The organism is Clavibacter michiganensis (assembly GCF_021216655.1).
Classification (GTDB): Bacteria; Actinomycetota; Actinomycetes; order Actinomycetales; family Microbacteriaceae; genus Clavibacter; species Clavibacter michiganensis.
Genome location: NZ_CP080437.1, coordinates 3,025,980 through 3,045,729, shown reverse-complemented (window position 1 = coordinate 3,045,729; position 19,750 = coordinate 3,025,980). Strand labels below are relative to the sequence as shown.

The window sequence follows — 19,750 nt, the reverse complement described above, 5'->3', positions numbered from 1 at the left end:
ACCGGGCGTCGGTCGTCAGCAGCTCGTGCTGGCGGTGCTCGCGGCGAGCATCATCGAGTCGTCCGCGTTGGAGACCTCGATCTCCTGCATGGCGTCGATCGTCATTAGTTCACCTCCTCGGCGTGGATGGGGCGGATCCTCGATCGAGTCGACCGAAGCGCTGAGGAAGGGGAGCAGCCGGGTCGTCGCGTCGTCCATGCAGTGCAGGACGTGCGCGACGCCGACGGCGCCCGTTCCGAGATCGGAGGAGAGGCGGAACCCCTGGGCGCCGGGCACCTGGAGGTCGTCTCCCGACGGGAGGAGGTGCCAGGCGAGTCGACGGCGGTGCATGCGGAGCAGCTCCGACGCGCGCGGTGCGCCCGCGCCGCCGGAACGGGCCACGTCCGTGAGGGCCAGCATGAGACCGGCCCTGCCCATGAGGAGGCCCGGTTCCGCCACGTACTCCGAGGCGAGCGCCTCCAGCAGCTCCGGGAACTCCGCGCCGCGTCCGAGGCGGTGCGCCACCAGCACCAGTCCGGCGCTGCCGGACTCCAGGTAGGCGAGCGTCCGACGGCCGGGCTCGACGGACTGCCGGGATCCGGACTCCGTGACGGTCGTGGAGCGGAGATCCCGCTCGAACGCCACGTGGGCTGCGTGCCGGAGGTCCTCGCGGTCGAAGCGGTCCGCGCACTCGGCCAGGAACAGGGCCGCACCGCTCGTGCCGCGCATGAGGCCCGCGAGGCCCGCGTGCTCCTCGACCCCGAGGACGACGCGGCGCGCGAGGTCGAGGATGGTCGTGGGATCCACCGCGGTCCGCGGGAGCGCGAGGAGGGTCAGGCCCACCCCGGAGAGGCCCGCCCAGACGTCGATGTTCGACACGCGCTCAGCGGCGGCGGCGGTCAGGGCGACCTCCTCGCGCAGCCGGGGCAGGTCGTCGAGCGCGGCGAGGAGGGGCAGGGTGCCCGCACGCCCCATCGCGAACCCGGGACGGAGCGCGTCCGGCCCCTTCGACGCCCGGACCACGTGGTCGACGAGCCGGCCCTCGATCGGGAGGCCCCGGCTCAGGCGGGCCCAGAGGATGCCCGCGGTCCCGAACGCGAAGCAGGCGCCCGCGTGCTCGAAGCGGCGGATGTCCCCGGGGAACGGACCGTCGGGATCGTCCGGGTCCTCGGACGCCTCGACGCCACGCCACAGCCTGTCCGTCGTCGTCGTCGCCGGATCGCGCCGGGCGTCGGCAGGGGCATCGGCGGCATCGGCGGCGGGCGGCCGCACGGGCGCGTCCGCGGAGATCAGGCGGACGGCGTCCTCGAGGTATCCCGGGTCGACGCCGAAGGCCTCCACGGCGTCCGCGGCGATCTGCCCGGCCAGCGCGGGACGATGCGCCCACGAGGCGTTGAGCGGGAGCAGCATCCACAGGCGGAGGGCGGCGAGCGCGTGCCGGTCCGTGTCGACGCCGCTCGCGGGCGTGGCGGGCACGAAGCCCAGGCCGCCCATCGCGCGGCGCGGCGCGGCGGCATCCGTGCCGCTGCGGGCGACCTCGAAGTCGATGAGACGCGCCTCGTCGTCGTCCGTGGCGAGGATGTTGCCGGGATGGAGGTCGCCGTGGGTCACGCCCCGCCGGTGCATCTCGGCGACGAGCCGCTCCACGGAGCGCGTGAGCCGCATGGCCCGGCGCGCGAACTCCGCGCGCTCGTCTGCGGTGGATCCGGGGCGGATGAGCGGGTTCACCTTCCCCTGCCACTGCCAGAGCATGTCGCCGTCGAGGCGCGTGGTGGCGAGGTAGCGGTGCCCGTCGACCTCGGTCGTCTCCACGATGCTCGGCACGCCCGCCATCCCGTCGAGACGGCCCAGGGCCGCGGCCTCGCGCTCGCTCCGCACGACGGCGTCATCCCCGTCCACGTCGATGCCCGCACCGGGCCGCGACTCCTTCACGACGAGGGCGCGACCGTCGGCTCCCTCGGCGCTGTACACCCCGCCGGCGTTGGAGAAGTGGAGCGCTCCCGTGATGCTGTAGCCGGCCTCGAGCGCCCCGGACCCGCGGCGTCGTCGCTCCAGCCAGTCGGGCACCTCGACGCCCTCGGGGACGTGCGCGCCCGGCATCCGGCGATCGGGGACCACGCCGCGGCCGGGCAGGTCCAGCCCGCGGAAGAGCTCGCCATCGGCGCCGAGCCCCCAGCGGTCCGTGAATGCGCCGAAACGCGCGAACACGGGTGCGCGGGATATCCGGATGTCCGAGAGCACCCGCGGGCCGGGATATCCTACGAGCGCCTGTTCGAGCTCGTCGACGAATCTCTCGAATTCGCCCCCGGATTGGGGCGGATACGCGACGAAGGCCTTCCCGCTGCCCCCGCGCGGCGTGTACTTGGAATTCATGACGAGATGCATCCGCCGGTCCGCGAGCACCTTGAAGGGCACGCCGCGGTCCGCGCAGACCCCCGCGGCGGCGCGTGCCACGGGCTCGAAGGCGTCGGGCGTCGCCGACACGTGGACCTTCCAGCCGGAGGCCGGGAGCTCGGTCCCCTCCGGGGTCAGGGATTCCCAGATGCCGTCTGATCGGGAGATCCACCCGCCCCGGGCGACGATCGAGGCGACGATCGTCGCGATCCCGTCCGGGTGTCGCCAGTGCGCGGGCGACCGGTAGTAGGGCGACGGGCCCCACATGTGGAACTGGTAGCCGCCCACCCGCTCAACCCCGATCGCACGCTCCTCCACCATCGGCCTAGATCCGCCCGACGGGGCAGGGAAATCGGCACGGGAAGCGGCGAGGGATCATCGGGTCGCGGCGGTCTCGAGACGTCGGTGCGTGCATCGAAGCCCCCCATCGCCATGCCCGTGCTCCTCCATCGAAATGGATGACGAGCACGATCCCCCAGTACGTGCTTTGACTCTTGCATACATTTCCCCACCCGGTCAACGGATATCAGCGGAATTGATCCGGAGGTGCGGCGACGCCGTGTCGGCGCCCTCCGGTAGCGTGACGGGCACCGCCGCTCGCCCCGAGGAAGGACCCGCGTGCGCATCCTCCACACGAGCGACTGGCACCTCGGGCGCACCCTCCACGGCGAGGACCTGCACGAGCATCACGCCGCGTTCCTCGACCACCTCGTCGATGTCGTGCGCGAGCGGGAGGTCGACGTCGTGCTCGTCGCGGGCGACGTCTACGACCGCGCGGTGCCTGGCGTGCCGAGCGTGCGGCTGCTCGGGGACGCGCTCGCGCGGCTGAGCGCGCTCGCGACCGTCATCGTCACCCCCGGCAACCACGACTCGGCCGCGCGGCTCGGGTTCTCGTCGGCGCTGCTGCGGGACGGGCTGCGGATCCTGGCGTCGGCGGAGGCGCTCGACGCGCCCGTCGTGCTCGAGGACGCCGACGGGCCGGTCGCGTTCTACGGGGTGCCGTACCTGGATCCGGACGCCGTGCGCGCGACGCTCGCCGCACCCGGGTCGCCTCCTCTCCCCCGCTCGCACGAGGCCGTGCTGGGCACCGCGATGGATCGGGTGCGCGCCGACGCCGCCGGCCGGCCCGACGCGCGCGTGGTCGTCGTCGCGCACGCGTTCGTCACGGGAGCGGAGCCGAGCGAGAGCGAGCGGGACATCCGCGTGGGCGGGTTCGACCAGGTGCCTGCGTCGGCGTTCCGGGGCGCGGACTACGTGGCGCTCGGGCACCTGCACGGGGCGCAGGAGGTGCGGGCGGGCGGATCCGCGCGCCCGGTCGTCCGCTACTCCGGCTCGCCGCTCGCGTTCTCCTTCGGGGAGCGCACGCAGCGGAAGTCGAGCGCGCTCGTGGAGCTGGCGGCCGACGGATCCACGACGGTCGAGCTGATCCCGGCGCCCGTGCCCAGGCGGCTGGCGGAGGTGACGGGGACGCTCGCGGAGATCGTGGACGGGCGGCACGCCGACCTCGCCGACGCGTGGCTGCGCGTGCACGTCACGGATCCCGTGCACCCGGCGCACCTGGTGGCGCGTGTGCGGGAGGCGCTGCCGCACGCGCTCGTCGTGCTGCACGAGCCCGCGGGACGGGTCGAGGGCGTGCGGTCGCGCGTGGTCGACGCGACGACGGATCCGCTCGAGGTCGCCGCCGACTTCGTCGAGTACGCGACCGGCGCTCCGCCCACCGAGGCCGAGGCGCTCGTGCTCCGGCAGGCGTACGAGCACGCCCTCGCCGCGGACCGGAGCGCCTGATGGACCTGCACCGCCTCTCCGTCCAGGCCATCGGGCCGTTCGCCGGCGAGCACGTCATCGACTTCGCGGAGCTCGGGCGCTCGGGGCTCTTCCTGCTGGAGGGGCCGACCGGATCCGGCAAGTCGACGCTCATCGACGCCGTCGTGTTCGCGCTCTACGGGTCGCTCGCGAGCGAGGGCTCGAGCCGCGATCGGCTGCACAGCCACCACGCGGCGCCCGGCGTGGAGCCGTACGTGGAGCTGGTGTTCGAGACGGCCGCGGGGATCCACCGCGTGCGCCGCAGCCCGCAGCACCAGCGGCCCAAGGCCCGCGGCACGGGCACCACGAACCAGAACGCGGCGGCGACGCTCGTGCGGCTGTCGTCGCCGGACGCCGACGCGGGCGAGGTGATCGGCACCAGCACCCAGGAGGTGGGCACGGAGGTCGCGCGGATCGTGGGCCTCACGCGCGCCCAGTTCGTGCAGACGGTCGTGCTGCCCCAGGGCGAGTTCGCGGAGTTCCTGCGGTCGACCGGCGAGCAGCGGCGGCTCGTGCTGCAGTCGCTGTTCGGCACGGCCGTGTACGAGCGGACCGCCGCGCAGCTCGGCGAGATGCGCAAGGCCGCGAAGGCGCGCACCGACGCCGCGGACGCCAAGGTCGCCGAGGCGCTCACGGGGCTCCGCGAGGCGACGCGGGTGGATGCGCTGGAGATCGCCGACGCCCCCGACACCGTGCGGCTGCTGGCCGAGCTGGCGGACGCCGCGGAGACGGCGCGGGCGGACGAGGAGCGAACTCGACAGGGCGCGGCGACCGCGCTCGCCGACGCGGAGCGCGTCTCCCGCGCGCTCGACCGGCGGCGGGCGCTGATCGCGCGCGAGGAGGCCGTGCGCGCGGCGGCCGAGGAGATCGCCGGGCTGGCGCGGCGCGTCGGGGAGGCGCGGCGGGCGGCGGCGGTCGCGGGCCAGCTGGCCGCGCGCGACCGGGCGGATGCGGCGAGGACCGCGGCCGAGGTCGCCGACGACGACGCCCGCGCGGCGTGCCGGACGGAGCGGCCCGCCCTCGCGAGCGCGACCGCCCCGGCGCTGGCCGGGCGGCGCGACGCGCTCGTGGCCGAGCTGGCGACGCTCGCCGACGCGGAGGCGCGCGAGCGCGGGCTGCCCCGCCGTCGCGCCGACGTGCGGGCCGCCGAGGACGCGGTCGCGGCACGCGAGGCGGAGGCGGACGCGGCGGAGGCGCCGCTCGCGGGACGGCCGGCCGGGCGGATCCCGCTGGTCGAGGCCCGGGACGCGGCGGCTGCCGCTGCCGGCGGCGTCGACCAGGCGCGCGCGGCGGTCGCCGAGGCGGAGGCGACCCGGCGTCGCGTGGCCGAGCTCGAGGGGCTGGAGGCGCGGATCCGCGCGGCCCGGGATGCCCTCGACGCGCGCTCGGCCGCCGCGACGACCGCCGTGCGCCACGAGGCGGAGCTGCGGCAGCGGAAGATCCGCGGGCTCGCGGGCGAGCTGGCCGCGGAGCTGGAGGACGGCGTCCCGTGCCCGGTGTGCGGCGCGGTCGACCACCCGCATCCCGCGCCGAGCGCGCCCGGACATCCGGACGACGACGAGATCGAGCGGGCCGCGGACGCGCGCGCCCGGGCTGAGCGGGCGCAGGGTGACGCGGTGGCGGCGCTCTCGGCGGAGACCGCGCGGCACGAGGTGGCCGCGGCGGCGCTCGACGGGATCACGGCGGAGGCCGCCGACGCCGGGGTCGCCGCCCGCGCCGCGCGTCTCGCGGTGGCCGAGGCGGCGGGCGGCGCGCTCCGGGCTGCGGAAGCCGCGGTCGTCGCGCACGACGCGGAGACCGAGCGGATCCGCGCTCGCCGCGACGACGCCCGCGCGGCGCTCTCGGGGCTGCGCGAGCGGGTGATCCGGGCGCGCGAGCTCCTGACGGAGGACGAGGCGGCCGTGCGCGCGGCGCTCGCGGACCGGGACGGGGACGGCACCGCCGGCACCGCCCACACCGCCGACGACGACACCGCGCCCGTCCCCCGCGTCGCCGCCCTCGTCGCCGACCGCGCCGCGGAACGCGCCCTCGTCGACCGCCTCATCGCCCTCGGCACCGCGCGCGAGCGCACGGCCGCCGAGGCCGCCGCGCGCACCGCCGAGCTCGCCCAGGCGCTCGCGGACCGGGCGTTCGCGACCGAGGAGGAGGCGCGCGCCGCCGCCCTCCCGCCGGCCGAGCTCGAGGCGGCCGCCGGGCGGGTCGCCGCGCACGAGCGCGAGCAGGCCGTCGTCGCGGAGGGTCTCGTGGATCCCGAGGTCGCGTCGCTCACGGGCGCCGAGGATCCGGATCCCGACGCCGCCCGCGCCGCCCTCGACGCCGCCCAGGCCGCGGCCCGCGCCAGCGCCGAGCGCGCCGCCCGCGCGCGCGACCGGGCCGACCGGAGCGCATCCGCCCTCGCCCGGCACGACGCCGCCCGCCGCGAGAGCGCCCGCGCGGGCGACCAGGCGCGCGCCGCGATCCGCATGGCCGAGGTCGCGAACGCCATCACCCCCGAGAACACGCGCGGCACGACGCTCGGCACCTACGTGCTGCTCCGCCGCTTCGAGGACGTCGTGCAGGCCGCCAACGCGCGCCTCAGGATCATGTCGAGCGGCCGCTACGAGCTGGAGGTGAGCGAGGAGAGGGAGGCGACGAGCAGGTCCCGGAAGACGGGTCTCGCCCTGCAGATCCGCGACCACGTCGTCGACCGCGTGCGCGAGCCCGCGAGCTTCTCCGGCGGCGAGACGTTCTACGCGTCGCTCGCCCTCGCGCTCGGCCTCGCCGACGTGGTCCAGGCGGAGGCGGGCGGGCTCCAGCTCGGCACGCTGTTCGTCGACGAGGGCTTCGGCACGCTGGATCCCGAGACCCTCGACGCCGTCATGTCCGAGCTCGGGCGGCTCTCCTCGGGCGGCCGCACCGTCGGCATCGTCAGCCACGTGGAGGAGCTGAAGCAGCGCGTGGCCGACCGGATCGAGGTGCGGCGGCGAGCCGACGGGTCGTCGACCCTCACCTCCACGGTCGCCGACCCGGCCTGACGGGTCGCGCGCCCTGGCGCGTCAGCTGAAGGGGTCGCGCCGCTTGGCCGCGAGGTGCCGGCGCCAGTAGAAGGTCGCGCCGCCGCCGAGGCCCGCGGCGAGCACGAACGCGACGACGCCCACGACGCCGAGCCCGCCTCCGGTCTGCACGGTGACGACGCCGAGGGCGACCATCACGAGGCACGAGCGCAGCAGGATGAAGGCCAGGGACCGGTCGCTCGTCATGCGGCGCCTCTCGGGAGTGCGGATGCGGCGGGGAAGCCGGCCGCGACACCCGAGCCTAGGCGGCCCGGCCGTGCGGATCCGGTGCGCGCCCAGGGCGCCCGCGGTGCGTCTCCCGGGCGCGGACGGGGCGCGCGCGGGGAGCCGGCGACCAGCGCCGTCGCAAGCGTCCGGGGGACGCGTCTTCGCTCAGCGGATATCCGCGGAGCGACGACCCGCTCTCCGACGGGGCCGCGCCGAAGGACCGTCATCTCCCGGGTCCCGGGAGGAGCCCCACCGTGAGTGCACGATGCATGATGAGCGGGAGGGCGGAGACGACCGACGCCCAGAGACCGCAGGAACCATGACCACCACGCTGCCCCCCATCGGGACGAGGGATGCCTCGCTCCGCCCCCGCACGCCGCACGCCGACCCCGCGGGGATCGAGGCAGCGCTCGTCGCGTCGCCGACCGCCGCGTCCGACGCCGCGTCGCTCCTCGCGCCGTCGCCGAGCGGCGGATCCTCGATCGCGTCCGCCTCCGACGCGACCCCCGACACCGCGTCGCTGGGCACCGGACCCCTCTCGCTCGTCGCCGGGGCCGGCGCGGCCGTGATGGGCATGGCCGCCGACTCCCGCGCCGCCGCCGCCGCGACGACCGCCATGCCCGCCGCGACGGACGCCGTCGCGGCGCCCGTCGACACCGCCACCGCCCCCGCTCCCGCCGCCGCGACGACCGAGCCGTTCCTGCGGGCCGTCATGGCCGGCGCCGACATCGACGAGGCCACCACGAGCTTCGGCTCGATCCTCGAGGGGATCCGCTTCGCACCGGACCGCCGCACGAAGGCCTTCTCCTACCGCTACGCGATCCTCGGCAGCGAGCGCGTCACCCTCCGCACATCGCGCATCGCCGGCACGCAGTGGGCCGAGAGCGGTCAGCTCCCGGAGCACGTGGTCACGTGGTTCCTCGAGGGGCAGATCACGGTCGACCGCGGATCCCGCGCCGTCACCTCCCGCGGCCAGCTCCCGTTCCTCCTCCCTACCGGCCGCCCGTTCCAGTACCAGGCGAGCTCCACGCGGCAGAACTGCGTCCACCTCGACGCCGGCTTCCTCGAGCAGACCGCGACCGAGTTCCACCACGGCCCCGCGCGTCCGCTGCTGTTCGAGCACCGCAGCGTGCCCAGCGCCGAGACGGCCGCCGTCTGGCGGCAGGCGGTCGCCGCAGCGGCCCCGATCATCACGGATCCGGACGCGTCGCCCCTGATGCGCCTCGAGGCCGACCTGTCCCTCGCCCGCGCGACCCTCCGCCTCTTCCCCTGGGACGACGTGGAGATGCCGGACGAGCTGCGCGCGCCGCGCATGGCCCACATCCGCGTGGCCGTGGAGTACCTGCACCACAACGCGCACCTGCCCATCACGCCCGCCGAGGCCGCGGCCGCCGCCGGAATCTCGACGCGCGTGCTCCAGCTCGCGCTCCGCCGCCACCACGGCCAGACGCCCACCGAGTACCTGCGCGGGATCCGCCTCCGCCGGGTGCGCGCGCAGCTCCTGGACGCGACGCCCAGCACCACGACCGTCCGCAGCGTCGCCGAGGAGTGGGGCTTCGCGCACCTGGGCCGGTTCGCGGCGTCGTACGCGGGCGCGTTCGGCGAGCTGCCGAGCGAGACGCTGCGGAGCTGATCCGGGCGGGCGCACGCACGCGGGACGGGTCGCGAGCTGGGAGCTCGCCGGACTAAGTTGCACACAGGTGTGCAGGATCACTACCCTGGTCGCATGACCTCCCTCGCCTCCGCGCGCGCGCCCCGCAAGGACGCCGCGACGAACCGCCAGGCCCTCGTGGACGCGGCCGTGGTCGCGCTCGACCGCGACCCGGACGCCTCCCTCGAGACCATCGCCGCCGCCGCCGGCCTCAGCCGCCGCGCCGTCTACGGGCACTTCGCCACGCGCGACGACCTCGTGCGCGAGGTGCTGCAGCGCGGTGCCCGGCGCGTGGTCGAGGCCCTGGCCGGGATCGCGCACGACGACAGCCGGATCCACATCGCCCTCATCGGCGCGCGCCTCTGGGCCGAGGTCGAGCAGGTGCGCGTGATGGCCCGGGTGGCCGTCCGCGGGCCGCACGCGCGCGAGGTCGGCGCCGAGCTGGCGCCGCTGCGCGCCGAGCTGCAGCGGGTGGTCGAGCGCGGCATCGCGGCGGGCGAGCTGCGCGGCGACATCCCCGCGCCCACGCTCGCGCGGCTGATCGAGGGCGGCGCGTTCGCGGTGCTCGACGAGGCGACCCGCAGCGACATCGGCCGAGCGGAGGGCCACTCGCTCGTGATCCTCACCTCGCTCGCCCTCTGCGGCCTCGACTGGCGCGCCGCCGGCGAGCTCATCGCCGCCACCCCCGAGCTCCGCGAGTGCACGCCCCACGTCGCCGCCGCGCCCGCCACCGCGGCCCGCACGGAGGCCGCGTCATGATCGTCGCCCTGAGCGACGCGCGCGTCGGCGACGGCCCCGCGCCCGCCCTGCCCGCGATCTCCCTCTCCTACGGGGGCCCGGATCCCGTGATCGCGATCGCCGAGACCGAGCTGCGCCCCACCGTCCTCTCCCTCGTCGCCTCCGGGCGCATGCGCGTCGACGGCGGATCGCTCGCCCTCGACGGCGACGACTCCGCCGGCGTGGCCGTGCGCGTCGCCGAGCGGGTCGCGCTCGTCGACACCCCGCGGATCAACGAGCCCGCCGACGACGTCACGCTCCGCGCGGTCGTCGCCGAGGAGCTGGCCCTCGCCGGCCACCGCTCCGGCCGACACGAGGTCGGCGTGATCCTCGACGACCAGGGCCTCGCCGACCTCGCCCGCGCGCCCTTCTCGGCGGTCCCCGCGGTCGCGCGGATCCGCCTCCTCACCACGCTCGCCGCCTCGCGCGACGGCGTCGAGGCCGTCGTCGTCACCTCGCCCGAGCGGCACGGCGGCGCGGTCGCCGCGTGGATGCGCGTCCTCCGCGACCTCGCCCGCTCCGGCACCGGCGTCCTCGTCGTCACGAGCGAAGCCGCCGCCGAGGCGATCGCCGCGCTCCCCGCCGACGACGCGGTCGCCGCCCTCGACTCCCCCACACCCTCGAACGACGGAACGCAGACCCGATGAGACTCATCCCCCTGGTGCGCGCCGAGCTGACGCGCCTCACCGCCACCACCATGTCCAAGGTCGCGCTCGTCGCGCTCGTGCTGGTGCCCGTGCTCTACGGCGGCCTGTACCTCTGGGCGAACCAGGATCCGTACAGCAGCCTCGACAAGGTCCCCGCCGCGCTCGTCGTGGCCGACCAGGGCGCCACGGTCGACGGGAAGCCGGTCGACTACGGCACCGACGTCGCGAAGGACGTGCTCGACGACGCCTCGTTCGATTGGCACGAGGTCTCCTCCGCCGAGGCGCGCACGGGCCTCGAGGACGGCACGTACGACTTCACGCTGACCATCCCGTCCGGCTTCTCCGCGGCGCTCTCGTCGTCCTCGGGCACGGATCCGCAGCAGGCCCGCGTGGTCATGGCCACCGACGACGCGAACAGCTACCTCGCCACCACCATCGCGCAGCAGGCCGGCGCGCGGATCACGAAGTCGGTCGCCTCGCGCGTCGGCACCGAGGCCGCGGGCAAGCTCCTGCTCGGCCTCGCGGACGTGCGCTCGAGCCTCGGCGACGCGGCCTCGGGCGCACAGCAGCTCGTGGACGGGACGGCCACCGCGCGCTCCGGCGCCGACGACCTGGCGGCCGGGAACGGGAAGCTCGCGACCGGCGCCGACACGCTCTCCTCCGGCCTCGGCCAGCTCCGCACGGGCACGGCGCAGCTCCCCGCGCAGACGAAGCAGCTCGCCAAGGGTGCCGACCAGGTCGCGTCCGGCGCGGCCACGCTCTCCTCCGGCGCGACCGAGCTGTCGACCGGCGCGGCGGCGCTCACGCCGGGCGCGCAGCAGACCGCGGCGGGCGCGCGCGAGGTCGCCGACGGCAACGCGCAGATCGCGGCCCTCGGATCGCCCGCCACCGCGAGCGTGGACCAGCTCGCCGGGAGGGTCCCGGCGCTCCGGACCGCCATCCAGGACCGCATGGCGAAGGCGGGCATCCCGCAGGCCGACATCGACGCGGCCCTCGCGAAGCTCGACGTGCTCGGCACCGACATCACGGGCGCCGCCGCGAAGGCCGACGGCCTCAACACCCAGCTCCAGCGGCTCGCGACCGGCAGTGAGCAGGTCGCCCAGGGCAGCGCGCAGGTCGCCGCCGGCGCCGCGAAGCTGCAGACCGGATCCGCCGCGCTCGCCCAGGGCGCGGGCACGCTCGCGTCCGGCAGCTCGCAGGTCGCGACGGGCGCCGACGCGCTCGCGAAGGCCTCCCCCGCCCTCGCGGACGGCATCGCGCAGGCCGCCGACGGCAGCGCGACCCTCGCCACGGGCGCGCACTCCGCGTCCGACGGCGCGACCTCGCTCGCGACCGGACTCGGCACGCTGCAGGACGGCACCACGAAGCTCCGCGACGGCCTCGACTCGGGGCTCGACCAGATCCCCGCGTCCACCGAGGCCCAGCGCGGCGCGCAGGCCGACACGATCGGCGACCCGGTCGCGCTCCGCCAGGACGCCGTGACGCAGGCCGGCGAGTACGGCGCCGGGCTCGCGCCGTTCTTCATCAGCCTCGCCGCGTGGATCGGGATCTACGCGCTGTTCCTCATCGTGAAGCCGCTGTCGCGCCGGGCGATCACGGCCCGCAAGGCGCCGCTCAGGATCACGCTCGCGGGCTGGCTCACGCCCGCGCTCCTCGGCGTCGTGCAGATGGCGGGCCTCTACGCGATCGTCGCCGGGGCGCTCGGCTTCCGCATCGCCCACCCGCTCGCGATGTACGGGACGATGGTGCTCGCCTCCATCACGTTCGCGGCGATCATCCTCGCCCTCAACGTGCTGCTCGGCAGCGTCGGCCAGTTCCTCGGGCTCGTGCTCATGGTCGTGCAGCTCGTCACCGCGGGCGGCACGTTCCCCTGGCAGACGCTGCCGGGGCCGCTCGCGGCGCTGCACCACGTGCTGCCGATGAGCTTCGCGGTGGATGCGCTGCGCCAGCTCATGTACGGCGGCGACCTCGGGCAGGCCGCCCAGGATGCGGGCGTGCTCGCGCTGTGGCTGGTCGCGGGGCTCGCGGTCGCGCTGGCCGGGGCGATCCGCATCACGTCGCACCGCACGCTGCGCGATCTGCGGCCGTCGCTCATCGGCTGATCCGCTGATCGCGCGCTCGGCCCGCCGCCCGCCCGCCTGCTAGACAGGTCGGGCGGGCGCGCCGGCCTCCGCGGAGAGGGCGGATCGTGTCATTCCTCGAGGACCGGGCGCCCTGGGGCTCGCCCGTCGTGCCGGGCATCCCGCTGCCGCCCTTCGCCGACGAGGCGGAGCACACGCGCTACGTGCGCATGCTGCAGACGCACCTCGCGCTCGTCGACGGCGGTGGGCCCGAGCTGCCGACCGTCGCGCTGGCCGTGGCGCTCGAGCGCCCGCGGTTCCCCACCCCGGGATCCGATCCCCGCCGCCTCACGCCGCTCGAGCTCTCGGTGAGCCTCACGTCGTGGTTCCCCGCGCCGTGGACGCCCGAGGCCCTCGCGGACGCCCTCGTCGACGCCCCCTACGGCGGCCCGGGACGCACGCGCGACGGCTGGCGCTGGATGGGCGATCCCGACTTCGCTGCGGCCCCCGCTCGCGGCGGCGGGTGGACCGTGACCCGCCACGAGCGCGGCGACGTCGACACGACGCACCTCGCCGACGACCGCGACCTCGTGGTGCTCTGGCTGTCGCACCACCGCGGCCGGTACGGCTACCCGCTCGCGCACGCGCACGACGACGCCGATGTCTTCGCCCTCTCCCCCGCCTCCCTCGCGGTCATCCGCAGCGACGCGGTCGACGCCGCGTTCCCGTACCGCGCGATCTGGCGCGACGAGCGCGACCGGGCGCTGGAAGCGGCGCGCGCCGCCGAGGACGGCGCCCGCTAGGACGCGTCGGGCTCGTGCCGCGCGCGACGGCCGCCCACGCGGATCCCTGTCCAGAACGCGAGCCCCACGAGGCCGAGGGCGAGCACGCCGGCGGCGACGAGGGATCCCGAGGCGAGGATGTGGACGCCGGGCGTCGTGAAGGTCTCGCCCGACTCGGGCGCGTAGGCGAAGAAGCCCAGCGAGACCGGCTGCAGGAGCGACCACACGAGCGCCAGCGCCCCGCCCACCACGGCGAGCGCGGCGACCGCGAGCAGCGCGGTCATGCGGATCCGGCCGCTCATCCGAGCCGCTCCAGCGGGTTCTCCGCGAGCTTCCGCACGAGGCCTCCGTCGACGAGGCGGCGGGCGGCCGTGTCGGGCTTCCGCTCCGCCTGGTCGCGCACGCACGCGCCGAACTCGGCGGCGAGCGCCCCGCGCGGGTGGGCGGCCAGCACCTCGCGGAGGAACTCCTCGGGCAGCGCATCGGGCCGCGCGCCGGAGATGTCGAGGCCGGTCCCGACCTCCAGGAGGTGCCCCTCGACGTCGAGCTCCGGATCCACCGACGGCCAGTTGTGCCGCACGATCGCGTCGAGCACGCGCTGTCGCCGCGCGGCGGGCCAGCCGGCGCCGGCCGTGAGCGCGACGCCGACGTGCCCGCCCGCGTGCTCGTACGAGACGGTGTGGTTGTCGAACTCGGTGACCGTGCCGATGTCGTGCAGCACGGCGGAGACGTAGAGGATCTCGTGGTCCACCTCCGCGAGCCCCTCGACCACGGCGAACGCCTCCGCCCACAGCCACGAGCGGATCCCGTGGGCCGTGATGGCGGCGGACTGGTACGAGGTCGCGAGCTCGATGGCTCCGCGGGCGGCGACCGTGTCGGGCACGGGGAAGTCGGCGATGCGCATGGCCCATGCTGGCATGCCGCCGGCCGGCTCCGGGCCGCGGCGCAGGGTGTTGACGCGCTCCTACGCTGGGGGCATGACCCCCGCCCATCGCGTCCGCCGGCTGCGCGTCGTCGCCGTCGTCGCCCTCGTGTTGGCCGCGTGCGCGGTGCCGGTCGCGTTCCTCCCGGCCTGGGGATCCGCGGGCGGGCGCCTGCTGCCGCTGGCCGTCATCCCGCTCGGCGGCATCGCGGCGGTCGCGCTCGCGGTGCGGCTGCTCATCGGATCCGCCCGGCGCGGCGAGCGTCCGGCCCGGCCGGACGTCGCGCTGCTCCTTGCGGGCGCCTTCGCGGCGCTGGGCGCGGTGCCGGCGCTGCTCGCGTCCGTGCTCCTCGTCGCGGGGCCCTGACCGGATCCCGCGCTAGGCCGGCGTCGGCGCGAACAGCGCCACGCCGGACTCGGCGGTGATGGAGTCCGCGGTCGGCGGGGGCAGGAAGCCCATCGGGTCGGCGTCGCGGGACTGCATCACCCCAGGCTGACGCCCATCACCGCTCCCGGCAACGCCCACGCCCCCGCCGCCACCCGTCCACCGCGGTGCCGCGTCGCGTTCACCCGCCGGGCCTACCGTCGTCGTCCGTGACCCAGGACCCGACGACGCCTCCCTCCTCCGCGCTCTCCCGACGCGGCTTCCTCATCACGAGCGGCGCGGCCGGCGCGCTCGGCGTGGCCGGCCTCGGCGGGGCGCTGCCCGCGGTGGCCGCGACCGCATCCGACGACGCGCTAGACGCCAGCGCCGTGAAGGCGCCCGCCGCGCAGCAGGGATCCGGCGCACGCTGGAAGCCCGACACCGCATCGCCCCGCTTCACGATCGCCGTGCTGCCGGACACGCAGTACCTCTTCGACGGGGCGTCGATCCACCCCGAGCCGCTGGAGACGTCGCTGCGCTACGTGCTCGCCGAGCGCGACCGGCACAACATCGTCTTCCTCGCGCACCTCGGCGACGTGACCCAGAACGGCGCCGCGAACGAGATCCAGGCCGCCAGCGCGCAGTTCACGCTCCTCGACAAGGCCGGCGCGGCGTGGAGCGTGCTGGCCGGCAACCACGACGTCGACGGATCCACCGACGACCAGCGCGGCCGCACGCCCTACCTCGACGCGTTCGGGCCGAAGCGCTTCCGGAAGTCGCCGAGCTACCGCGGATCCAGCCCGGACGGCTACAACTCGTTCCACACCTTCACGGCGGGCGGCCGCGACTGGCTCGTCCTCGCGCTCGACTGGCGCACCAGCGCCCGCGGCGTCGAGTGGGCGCGCGGCGTGCTCGCGGCGCACCCGACGCTGCCGGTGATACTCACGGCGCACGACATCGTCGACTCGAAGCCCGACGGATCCGCCGTGCTCGACGACTACGGCCAGGGCCTCTGGGACTCCTTCATCAGCCAGCACGACCAGATCTTCCTCACCCTCAACGGGCACTACTGGAAGCCCGGCCGCACCACGATGACTAACCGCGCGGGCCACGACGTCGCCATGCACCTCGTGAACTACCAGGACCGCTACTACGGCGGCGCCGCGATGATCCGGCTGTACCACGTGGACCTCGAGCGGAACGCGATCGACGTCGAGACCCTCTCGCCGTTCATCCTCGGCGGCGGCCTCGGCACGGGCAACGAGCTCGCGGACGGGGAGGCTGCCCTCTCCGGCGACGTCGACCGCTTCACGGTCCGCGTCGACTTCGAGCAGCGCTTCGCCGGGTTCGCGCCCGTCCCGGCGCGGGCCGCCCGTCCGGCCGCGCAGATGCTCGTGCCCGGCACGGTCGCGTACTGGCGCTTCGACGGGCAGGCGGACGGATCCGCGCTCGGCACGACCACGCGCATCCGGGACGCCTCCGGCCGCGGCAACGACCTCGTGGTGGCGAACAGGGCGGGCGCGGCACCCGGATCCCTCCGCTTCGCGTCCGCGCACCACGACGACCAGCCCGGGTTCGGCAGCCTCGCCCTCACGGGCGGCAAGAAGTCGGGCGACTACCTCCGGACCGTCGACGGGGCCCCGCTCGACTCCGCGACCTTCCGCCAGGGCTACACGGTCGAGGCGTTCGTCCTCATCCCCGCCGACTTCGACGGCGACGCCGACGGCTTCAGCGCGATCCTCTCCCGCGCCGCCTCCGCGAAGGACGCGGGCAAGACGCCGGGCGACGCGGGCGACCCCGACGAGCCCGCCGCGACCCTCAGCGTGTCCGGCAGCCGCGAGGTCCAGTGGTGCGTGTACCCGACGACGCAGCAGGGATCCCTCACCAACTGGTCGCACGAGCTGCCGGCCGCCGAGTGGTGGCACGTGGCGGTCGTCAACGACAGCCAGCACACGACGATGTACGTCGACGGCTGCCCGGTGGTGCGGAACCCGTCGACGACGAACCGCGGGCTCGCGGCGGCGTCGCCCGCGACCTCGTGGCTCCTCGGTGCGAACCTCTACGCCGGGAAGCTCGACCACGTGCTGCCGGCGTCGATCGGCGACGTGCGGATCGTGGAGCGGGCGCTCAAGCCGTCGGAGTTCATGATCGCGTGACGCGGCGCCGCGTGAGCGGCGGACGGCCGCCCGGCGTCAGAGCTCCGGGTGGTCGTCCTCGAGCAGGTGGAAGCGGCGGTCGCGGTAGACGAGCGGCGGGGCGGGCTCGCCGAGGATCACGTCGAGGACCTCGGCGACGACCAGCACGGATCCACCGACCGGCACGGTCTGGATGGTGCGGCAGCGCAGGGCGGCGCGCGCGTCGGCGAGCAGCGGCTCCCCGGTCGGCAGCTCCTGGAAGCCCTGCTCCTCGGTGAAGCGCGGCGACCCGGAGACGGCGAACGCGCGAGCGAGCGCGGCGTGCTGCCCCGCGAGCAGGTGCACGACGTAGCTGTCGGCGGAGAGGATCGCGCCGGCGGATCCGGTGGCGCGCGTCACCGAGAACGAGAGCGCGGGCGGATCCACCGAGAGCGACGCGACGCTCGACGCGGTGAGGCCCGACGGCCCGTCCGCGGTGCTCGCGGTGATCAGCGCGACGCCGGCCGGGTGACCGCGGAACGCGGCCTTGAAGAGGTCGGGGTCGGCGCTCACGCCTGCTCGCCCTGGCGCGGGACGGCGGCCACCACCGGGTGGTCGTACGCCACGGTGCCGACCTTGACGGCGCCGCCGGGCGATCCCATCTCGGCGAAGAACTCGACGTTCGCGGTGTAGTAGTCCGACCACTTCTCGGGAAGGTCGTCCTCGTAGTAGATCGCCTCGACCGGGCAGACCGGCTCGCAGGCGCCGCAGTCGACGCACTCGTCGGGGTGGATGTAGAGGGAGCGCTCGCCCTCGTAGATGCAGTCGACGGGGCACTCGTCGATGCAGGCGCGGTCCTTCACGTCGACGCACGGCAGGGCGATCACGTAGGTCACAGGGCGTCTCCACGGGTGGGGGCCGTCGTGACGGCGGGGCGGGTCATGCGCATGGTGTCCACGTTAGAACCTCACGTACCCTTGAGGTCAATCGGGAGGGGACGTCGTGGCGGATGCGCAGGAGCCGACGGTCGCTGCGACGCCGCCGCGGCACGCGCCCGGCGAGCTGCTCACGGTCGGCGAGATGACCCGCCGCACGGGCGTCGCCGCGTCCGCCCTCCGCTTCTACGAGGACCTCGGCCTCATCGCCGCCGAGCGCACCGCGGGCAACCAGCGCCGCTACGCCCGGCACATGCTCCGTCGGGTGTCGTTGATCACGGTGGCCAAGCGCCTCGGGATCCCGCTCGCCGACGTGCAGTCCACCTTCGACGACGTGCCCCTCGACCGGCCGCCGAGCCACGCCGACTGGCAGCGCGCATCCCGCCGCTGGAAGCGCCTGCTGGAGGAGCGGCGCCGGGGCATCGAGCGACTGGAGCGCGAGCTCACGGGCTGCATCGGCTGCGGCTGCCTGTCGATGAAGGCGTGCGGGCTGCTCAACCCGGACGACGCGCTGGGCGATCGCGGGGCGGGGCCGCGGCGGGTGCAGCTCGACTGAACCGCGGGATGCGCCGGGGCGCGGCCGCACGGTGGCACGGCGGCACGCGCTCAGCCGCGGTCGAAGCGCATCCCGCACGCGCGCGCGTCCGCGTCCGCCGCGACCTCGCCCGTGCGCGCGAAGTCGGCCCAGACCTGCCGCACGGCAAGGCCGCGCGCGGCGACCTCGGGCCACGCCTCCGGCGGGACCAGCCGCATCCGGGTCCACGCCTCGCGGGTGCCGAGGATCAGGGGGACGTCGGACGTGTGGCCCGCGCCGATCGGGCTCGATGCCGGCGCCGCACGGAGGACGTAGCGCACGGCCCGGCCGCCCGCGGCGCGGTGCCGGGCGGCGAACGCCCGGACGGGCCGCGCGTAGACGCGGCGGGTGGTGGGCCGGACGACCGCGCGCGTGAGGATCGCGCGCAGGCCGCGGCCGAGCACGGGTACGCGGAGGAGCGGCGCGATCACCGGCAGCGCCGGCAGGTACATCGCGGTCTCGTCGCGCGTCGTGCCGATGAGGAGGTCGACCTCGGGGGCGACGGCCCGCCAGGCGGCGTCGCGGTCGGCCTCCGCGGGCAGCGGCGCGTGCCCGTAGCGCGGTCCCCAGGGCAGGCCCGCGCGGATCCCCGACGCCCACGACGCGCGCTCGGCCCGAGCCTGGCCGCGCAGGACGGCGTCGAGCGGCGCGTCGGCCGGGAGCGAGCGCGTCACGCGCGCCATCGCCCGGAACATGCGCTCGCGCCCGCCCGTGATCCCCACCGGCGGGCTCTGCACGATCGCCCGCCGGAACAGGCCGCGCGCGCCGTCGCTGATCATGAGGTGCAGGATCGCGTCGCCACCGGCCGACTGGCCCATCGCGGTGACGGATCCCGGGTCGCCCCCGAACGCGGCGATCGAGTCGCGGACCCAGCGCAGCGCCTCCAGCTGGTCGAGGAGGCCGAGGTTAGCGGGCGGGGCGCCCGATGCGCCGCGACCGGATCCGCCGCCGCCGAACCCGAGGTACCCGAGCCGCGCGGTCACGGCCACCACGATCACGCGCTGCTCCACGACGAGCGCGCGCGGGTCGTGGATCGCGAGGTCGCCCGCGCCCGTCGTGTAGCCGCCGCCGTGGAACCACACGATCACGGGCAGCGTCTCGTCGGGCGCGCGGTCCGCGGGCAGCGTGATCGACAGCGCCTGGCAGTCCTCCGAGCGGGCGATCCCGTCGAGGGCGCCCCGCGTGAGCGTGTCGAGGATCCGCGACGACGGCTGCGGGCACGCGGGCGCGGGCTGCACGGCCGCCAGCACCGCGGGCGACCCGTCGGATCCGATCCGGGCGGCAGCGGGCACGGGCGGCTCGCCGCGGGCCCCGGTGGCGTAGGGGATGCCGAGGTAGCGGATCACGTCGCCGTCGCGGACTCCCGTCACGGGCCCGGATCGCGTCGGGGTCGGGCCGGGGACGGAGGATGCGGGCATCCCGCCACGCTATCCGGCGGCGGCCGGGCGGCCCGCGCCGGTTCGAGGATCCGCCCCCGCAGGCGTACCG

Annotated in this window: 17 protein-coding genes; 10 read left to right on the top strand and 7 right to left on the bottom strand. The window is 75.9% G+C overall.

All coding sequences use genetic code 11. The features are described 5' to 3' along the window. Nucleotides 1–15: 15 nt before the first annotated feature. The gene (gene lanKC / locus K0V08_RS14500) at nucleotides 16–2,694 is read right to left on the bottom strand and encodes a class III lanthionine synthetase LanKC (RefSeq protein WP_079531724.1); all 2,679 of its coding nucleotides are present in this window, start codon (nucleotides 2,692–2,694) and stop codon (nucleotides 16–18) included. A gap of 297 nt (nucleotides 2,695–2,991) precedes the next feature. Between lanKC and K0V08_RS14495 the strand changes: the two genes are divergently transcribed. Both K0V08_RS14495 and K0V08_RS14490 read left to right on the top strand, forming a co-directional pair. Then, nucleotides 2,992–4,158: an exonuclease SbcCD subunit D gene (locus K0V08_RS14495; protein ID WP_079531721.1), complete on the top strand. Its 1,167-nt coding sequence runs from the start codon at nucleotides 2,992–2,994 to the stop codon at nucleotides 4,156–4,158. Next, nucleotides 4,158–7,190: an AAA family ATPase gene (locus K0V08_RS14490; protein WP_079531718.1), complete on the top strand. Its 3,033-nt coding sequence runs from the start codon at nucleotides 4,158–4,160 to the stop codon at nucleotides 7,188–7,190. Before K0V08_RS14495 ends, K0V08_RS14490 begins: the two co-directional genes overlap by 1 nt. A 21-nt stretch (nucleotides 7,191–7,211) precedes the next feature. Here K0V08_RS14490 and K0V08_RS14485 read toward each other — a convergent pair whose 3' ends face one another. Beyond that, nucleotides 7,212–7,415, bottom strand: coding sequence for a hypothetical protein (locus K0V08_RS14485; protein ID WP_011931895.1), 204 nt, complete (start codon nucleotides 7,413–7,415; stop codon nucleotides 7,212–7,214). Nucleotides 7,416–7,755: 340 nt separating this feature from the next. Here K0V08_RS14485 and K0V08_RS14480 point away from each other — a divergent pair, with 340 nt between their 5' ends. The 5 genes from K0V08_RS14480 (at nucleotide 7,756) to K0V08_RS14460 (ending at nucleotide 13,374) form a co-directional block, all read left to right on the top strand. After that, nucleotides 7,756–9,069: an AraC family transcriptional regulator gene (locus K0V08_RS14480; protein WP_079531716.1), complete on the top strand. Its 1,314-nt coding sequence runs from the start codon at nucleotides 7,756–7,758 to the stop codon at nucleotides 9,067–9,069. Nucleotides 9,070–9,162: 93 nt separating this feature from the next. Then, the gene (locus tag K0V08_RS14475) at nucleotides 9,163–9,846 is read left to right on the top strand and encodes a TetR/AcrR family transcriptional regulator (protein ID WP_011931893.1); all 684 of its coding nucleotides are present in this window, start codon (nucleotides 9,163–9,165) and stop codon (nucleotides 9,844–9,846) included. Further along, entirely contained in the window at nucleotides 9,843–10,511 is a 669-nt protein-coding gene (locus K0V08_RS14470) for a hypothetical protein (protein ID WP_011931892.1), read from the top strand. Before K0V08_RS14475 ends, K0V08_RS14470 begins: the two co-directional genes overlap by 4 nt. Further along, complete coding sequence (locus K0V08_RS14465) at nucleotides 10,508–12,613, top strand: YhgE/Pip family protein (RefSeq protein WP_079531713.1); 2,106 nt, start codon at nucleotides 10,508–10,510, stop codon at nucleotides 12,611–12,613. The genes K0V08_RS14470 and K0V08_RS14465 overlap by 4 nt, the downstream gene beginning before the upstream one ends. A gap of 86 nt (nucleotides 12,614–12,699) precedes the next feature. Further along, nucleotides 12,700–13,374, top strand: a complete 675-nt coding sequence (locus K0V08_RS14460) for a hypothetical protein (protein ID WP_011931890.1) — start codon at nucleotides 12,700–12,702, stop codon at nucleotides 13,372–13,374. Here K0V08_RS14460 and K0V08_RS14455 read toward each other — a convergent pair. Beyond that, nucleotides 13,371–13,655 carry a hypothetical protein gene (locus K0V08_RS14455; RefSeq protein WP_079531711.1) on the bottom strand — a complete coding sequence of 95 codons (285 nt, stop codon included), beginning with the start codon at nucleotides 13,653–13,655 and terminating at the stop codon, nucleotides 13,371–13,373. The genes K0V08_RS14460 and K0V08_RS14455 overlap by 4 nt on opposite strands. Next, entirely contained in the window at nucleotides 13,652–14,272 is a 621-nt protein-coding gene (locus K0V08_RS14450) for an HD domain-containing protein (RefSeq protein ID WP_172401794.1), read from the bottom strand. The genes K0V08_RS14455 and K0V08_RS14450 overlap by 4 nt, the downstream gene beginning before the upstream one ends. Before the next feature lie 58 nt (nucleotides 14,273–14,330). Between K0V08_RS14450 and K0V08_RS14445 the strand changes: the two genes are divergently transcribed. Then, entirely contained in the window at nucleotides 14,331–14,642 is a 312-nt protein-coding gene (locus K0V08_RS14445) for a hypothetical protein (protein WP_079531705.1), read from the top strand. 227 nt (nucleotides 14,643–14,869) lie between these two features. Next, entirely contained in the window at nucleotides 14,870–16,795 is a 1,926-nt protein-coding gene (locus K0V08_RS14440) for a LamG-like jellyroll fold domain-containing protein (protein ID WP_079531703.1), read from the top strand. Nucleotides 16,796–16,831: 36 nt separating this feature from the next. On the opposite strand, the gene K0V08_RS14435 is transcribed toward K0V08_RS14440, so the two are convergent. Continuing rightward, nucleotides 16,832–17,326, bottom strand: coding sequence for a flavin reductase family protein (locus K0V08_RS14435; protein WP_079531700.1), 495 nt, complete (start codon nucleotides 17,324–17,326; stop codon nucleotides 16,832–16,834). Next, nucleotides 17,323–17,649, bottom strand: a complete 327-nt coding sequence (gene fdxA / locus K0V08_RS14430) for a ferredoxin (RefSeq protein ID WP_011931885.1) — start codon at nucleotides 17,647–17,649, stop codon at nucleotides 17,323–17,325. Before fdxA ends, K0V08_RS14435 begins: the two co-directional genes overlap by 4 nt. Nucleotides 17,650–17,833: 184 nt before the next feature. On the opposite strand from fdxA, the gene soxR reads away from it, so the two are divergent. After that, the gene (gene soxR / locus K0V08_RS14425; RefSeq protein WP_050976348.1) at nucleotides 17,834–18,244 is read left to right on the top strand and encodes a redox-sensitive transcriptional activator SoxR; all 411 of its coding nucleotides are present in this window, start codon (nucleotides 17,834–17,836) and stop codon (nucleotides 18,242–18,244) included. A 50-nt stretch (nucleotides 18,245–18,294) separates the two neighbouring features. Here soxR and K0V08_RS14420 read toward each other — a convergent pair whose 3' ends face one another. Next, nucleotides 18,295–19,680 carry a carboxylesterase family protein gene (locus tag K0V08_RS14420; RefSeq protein ID WP_079531697.1) on the bottom strand — a complete coding sequence of 462 codons (1,386 nt, stop codon included), beginning with the start codon at nucleotides 19,678–19,680 and terminating at the stop codon, nucleotides 18,295–18,297. Between the last annotated feature and the right edge of the window lie 70 nt (nucleotides 19,681–19,750).

What these genes read in the sequence shown, in the direction of transcription:
- K0V08_RS14420 (WP_079531697.1), bottom strand. Translation starts at nt 19,680, where the DNA reads ATGCCCGCATCCTCCGTCCCCGGCCCGACCCCGACGCGATCCGGGCCC.
- K0V08_RS14485 (WP_011931895.1), bottom strand. Translation starts at nt 7,415, where the DNA reads ATGACGAGCGACCGGTCCCTGGCCTTCATCCTGCTGCGCTCGTGCCTC.
- K0V08_RS14470 (WP_011931892.1), top strand. Translation starts at nt 9,843, where the DNA reads ATGATCGTCGCCCTGAGCGACGCGCGCGTCGGCGACGGCCCCGCGCCC.
- K0V08_RS14450 (WP_172401794.1), bottom strand. Translation starts at nt 14,272, where the DNA reads ATGCCAGCATGGGCCATGCGCATCGCCGACTTCCCCGTGCCCGACACG.
- K0V08_RS14475 (WP_011931893.1), top strand. Translation starts at nt 9,163, where the DNA reads ATGACCTCCCTCGCCTCCGCGCGCGCGCCCCGCAAGGACGCCGCGACG.
- soxR (WP_050976348.1), top strand. Translation starts at nt 17,834, where the DNA reads ATGACCCGCCGCACGGGCGTCGCCGCGTCCGCCCTCCGCTTCTACGAG.
- K0V08_RS14490 (WP_079531718.1), top strand. Translation starts at nt 4,158, where the DNA reads ATGGACCTGCACCGCCTCTCCGTCCAGGCCATCGGGCCGTTCGCCGGC.
- K0V08_RS14455 (WP_079531711.1), bottom strand. Translation starts at nt 13,655, where the DNA reads ATGAGCGGCCGGATCCGCATGACCGCGCTGCTCGCGGTCGCCGCGCTC.
- K0V08_RS14445 (WP_079531705.1), top strand. Translation starts at nt 14,331, where the DNA reads ATGACCCCCGCCCATCGCGTCCGCCGGCTGCGCGTCGTCGCCGTCGTC.
- K0V08_RS14465 (WP_079531713.1), top strand. Translation starts at nt 10,508, where the DNA reads ATGAGACTCATCCCCCTGGTGCGCGCCGAGCTGACGCGCCTCACCGCC.
- lanKC (WP_079531724.1), bottom strand. Translation starts at nt 2,694, where the DNA reads ATGGTGGAGGAGCGTGCGATCGGGGTTGAGCGGGTGGGCGGCTACCAG.
- K0V08_RS14480 (WP_079531716.1), top strand. Translation starts at nt 7,756, where the DNA reads ATGACCACCACGCTGCCCCCCATCGGGACGAGGGATGCCTCGCTCCGC.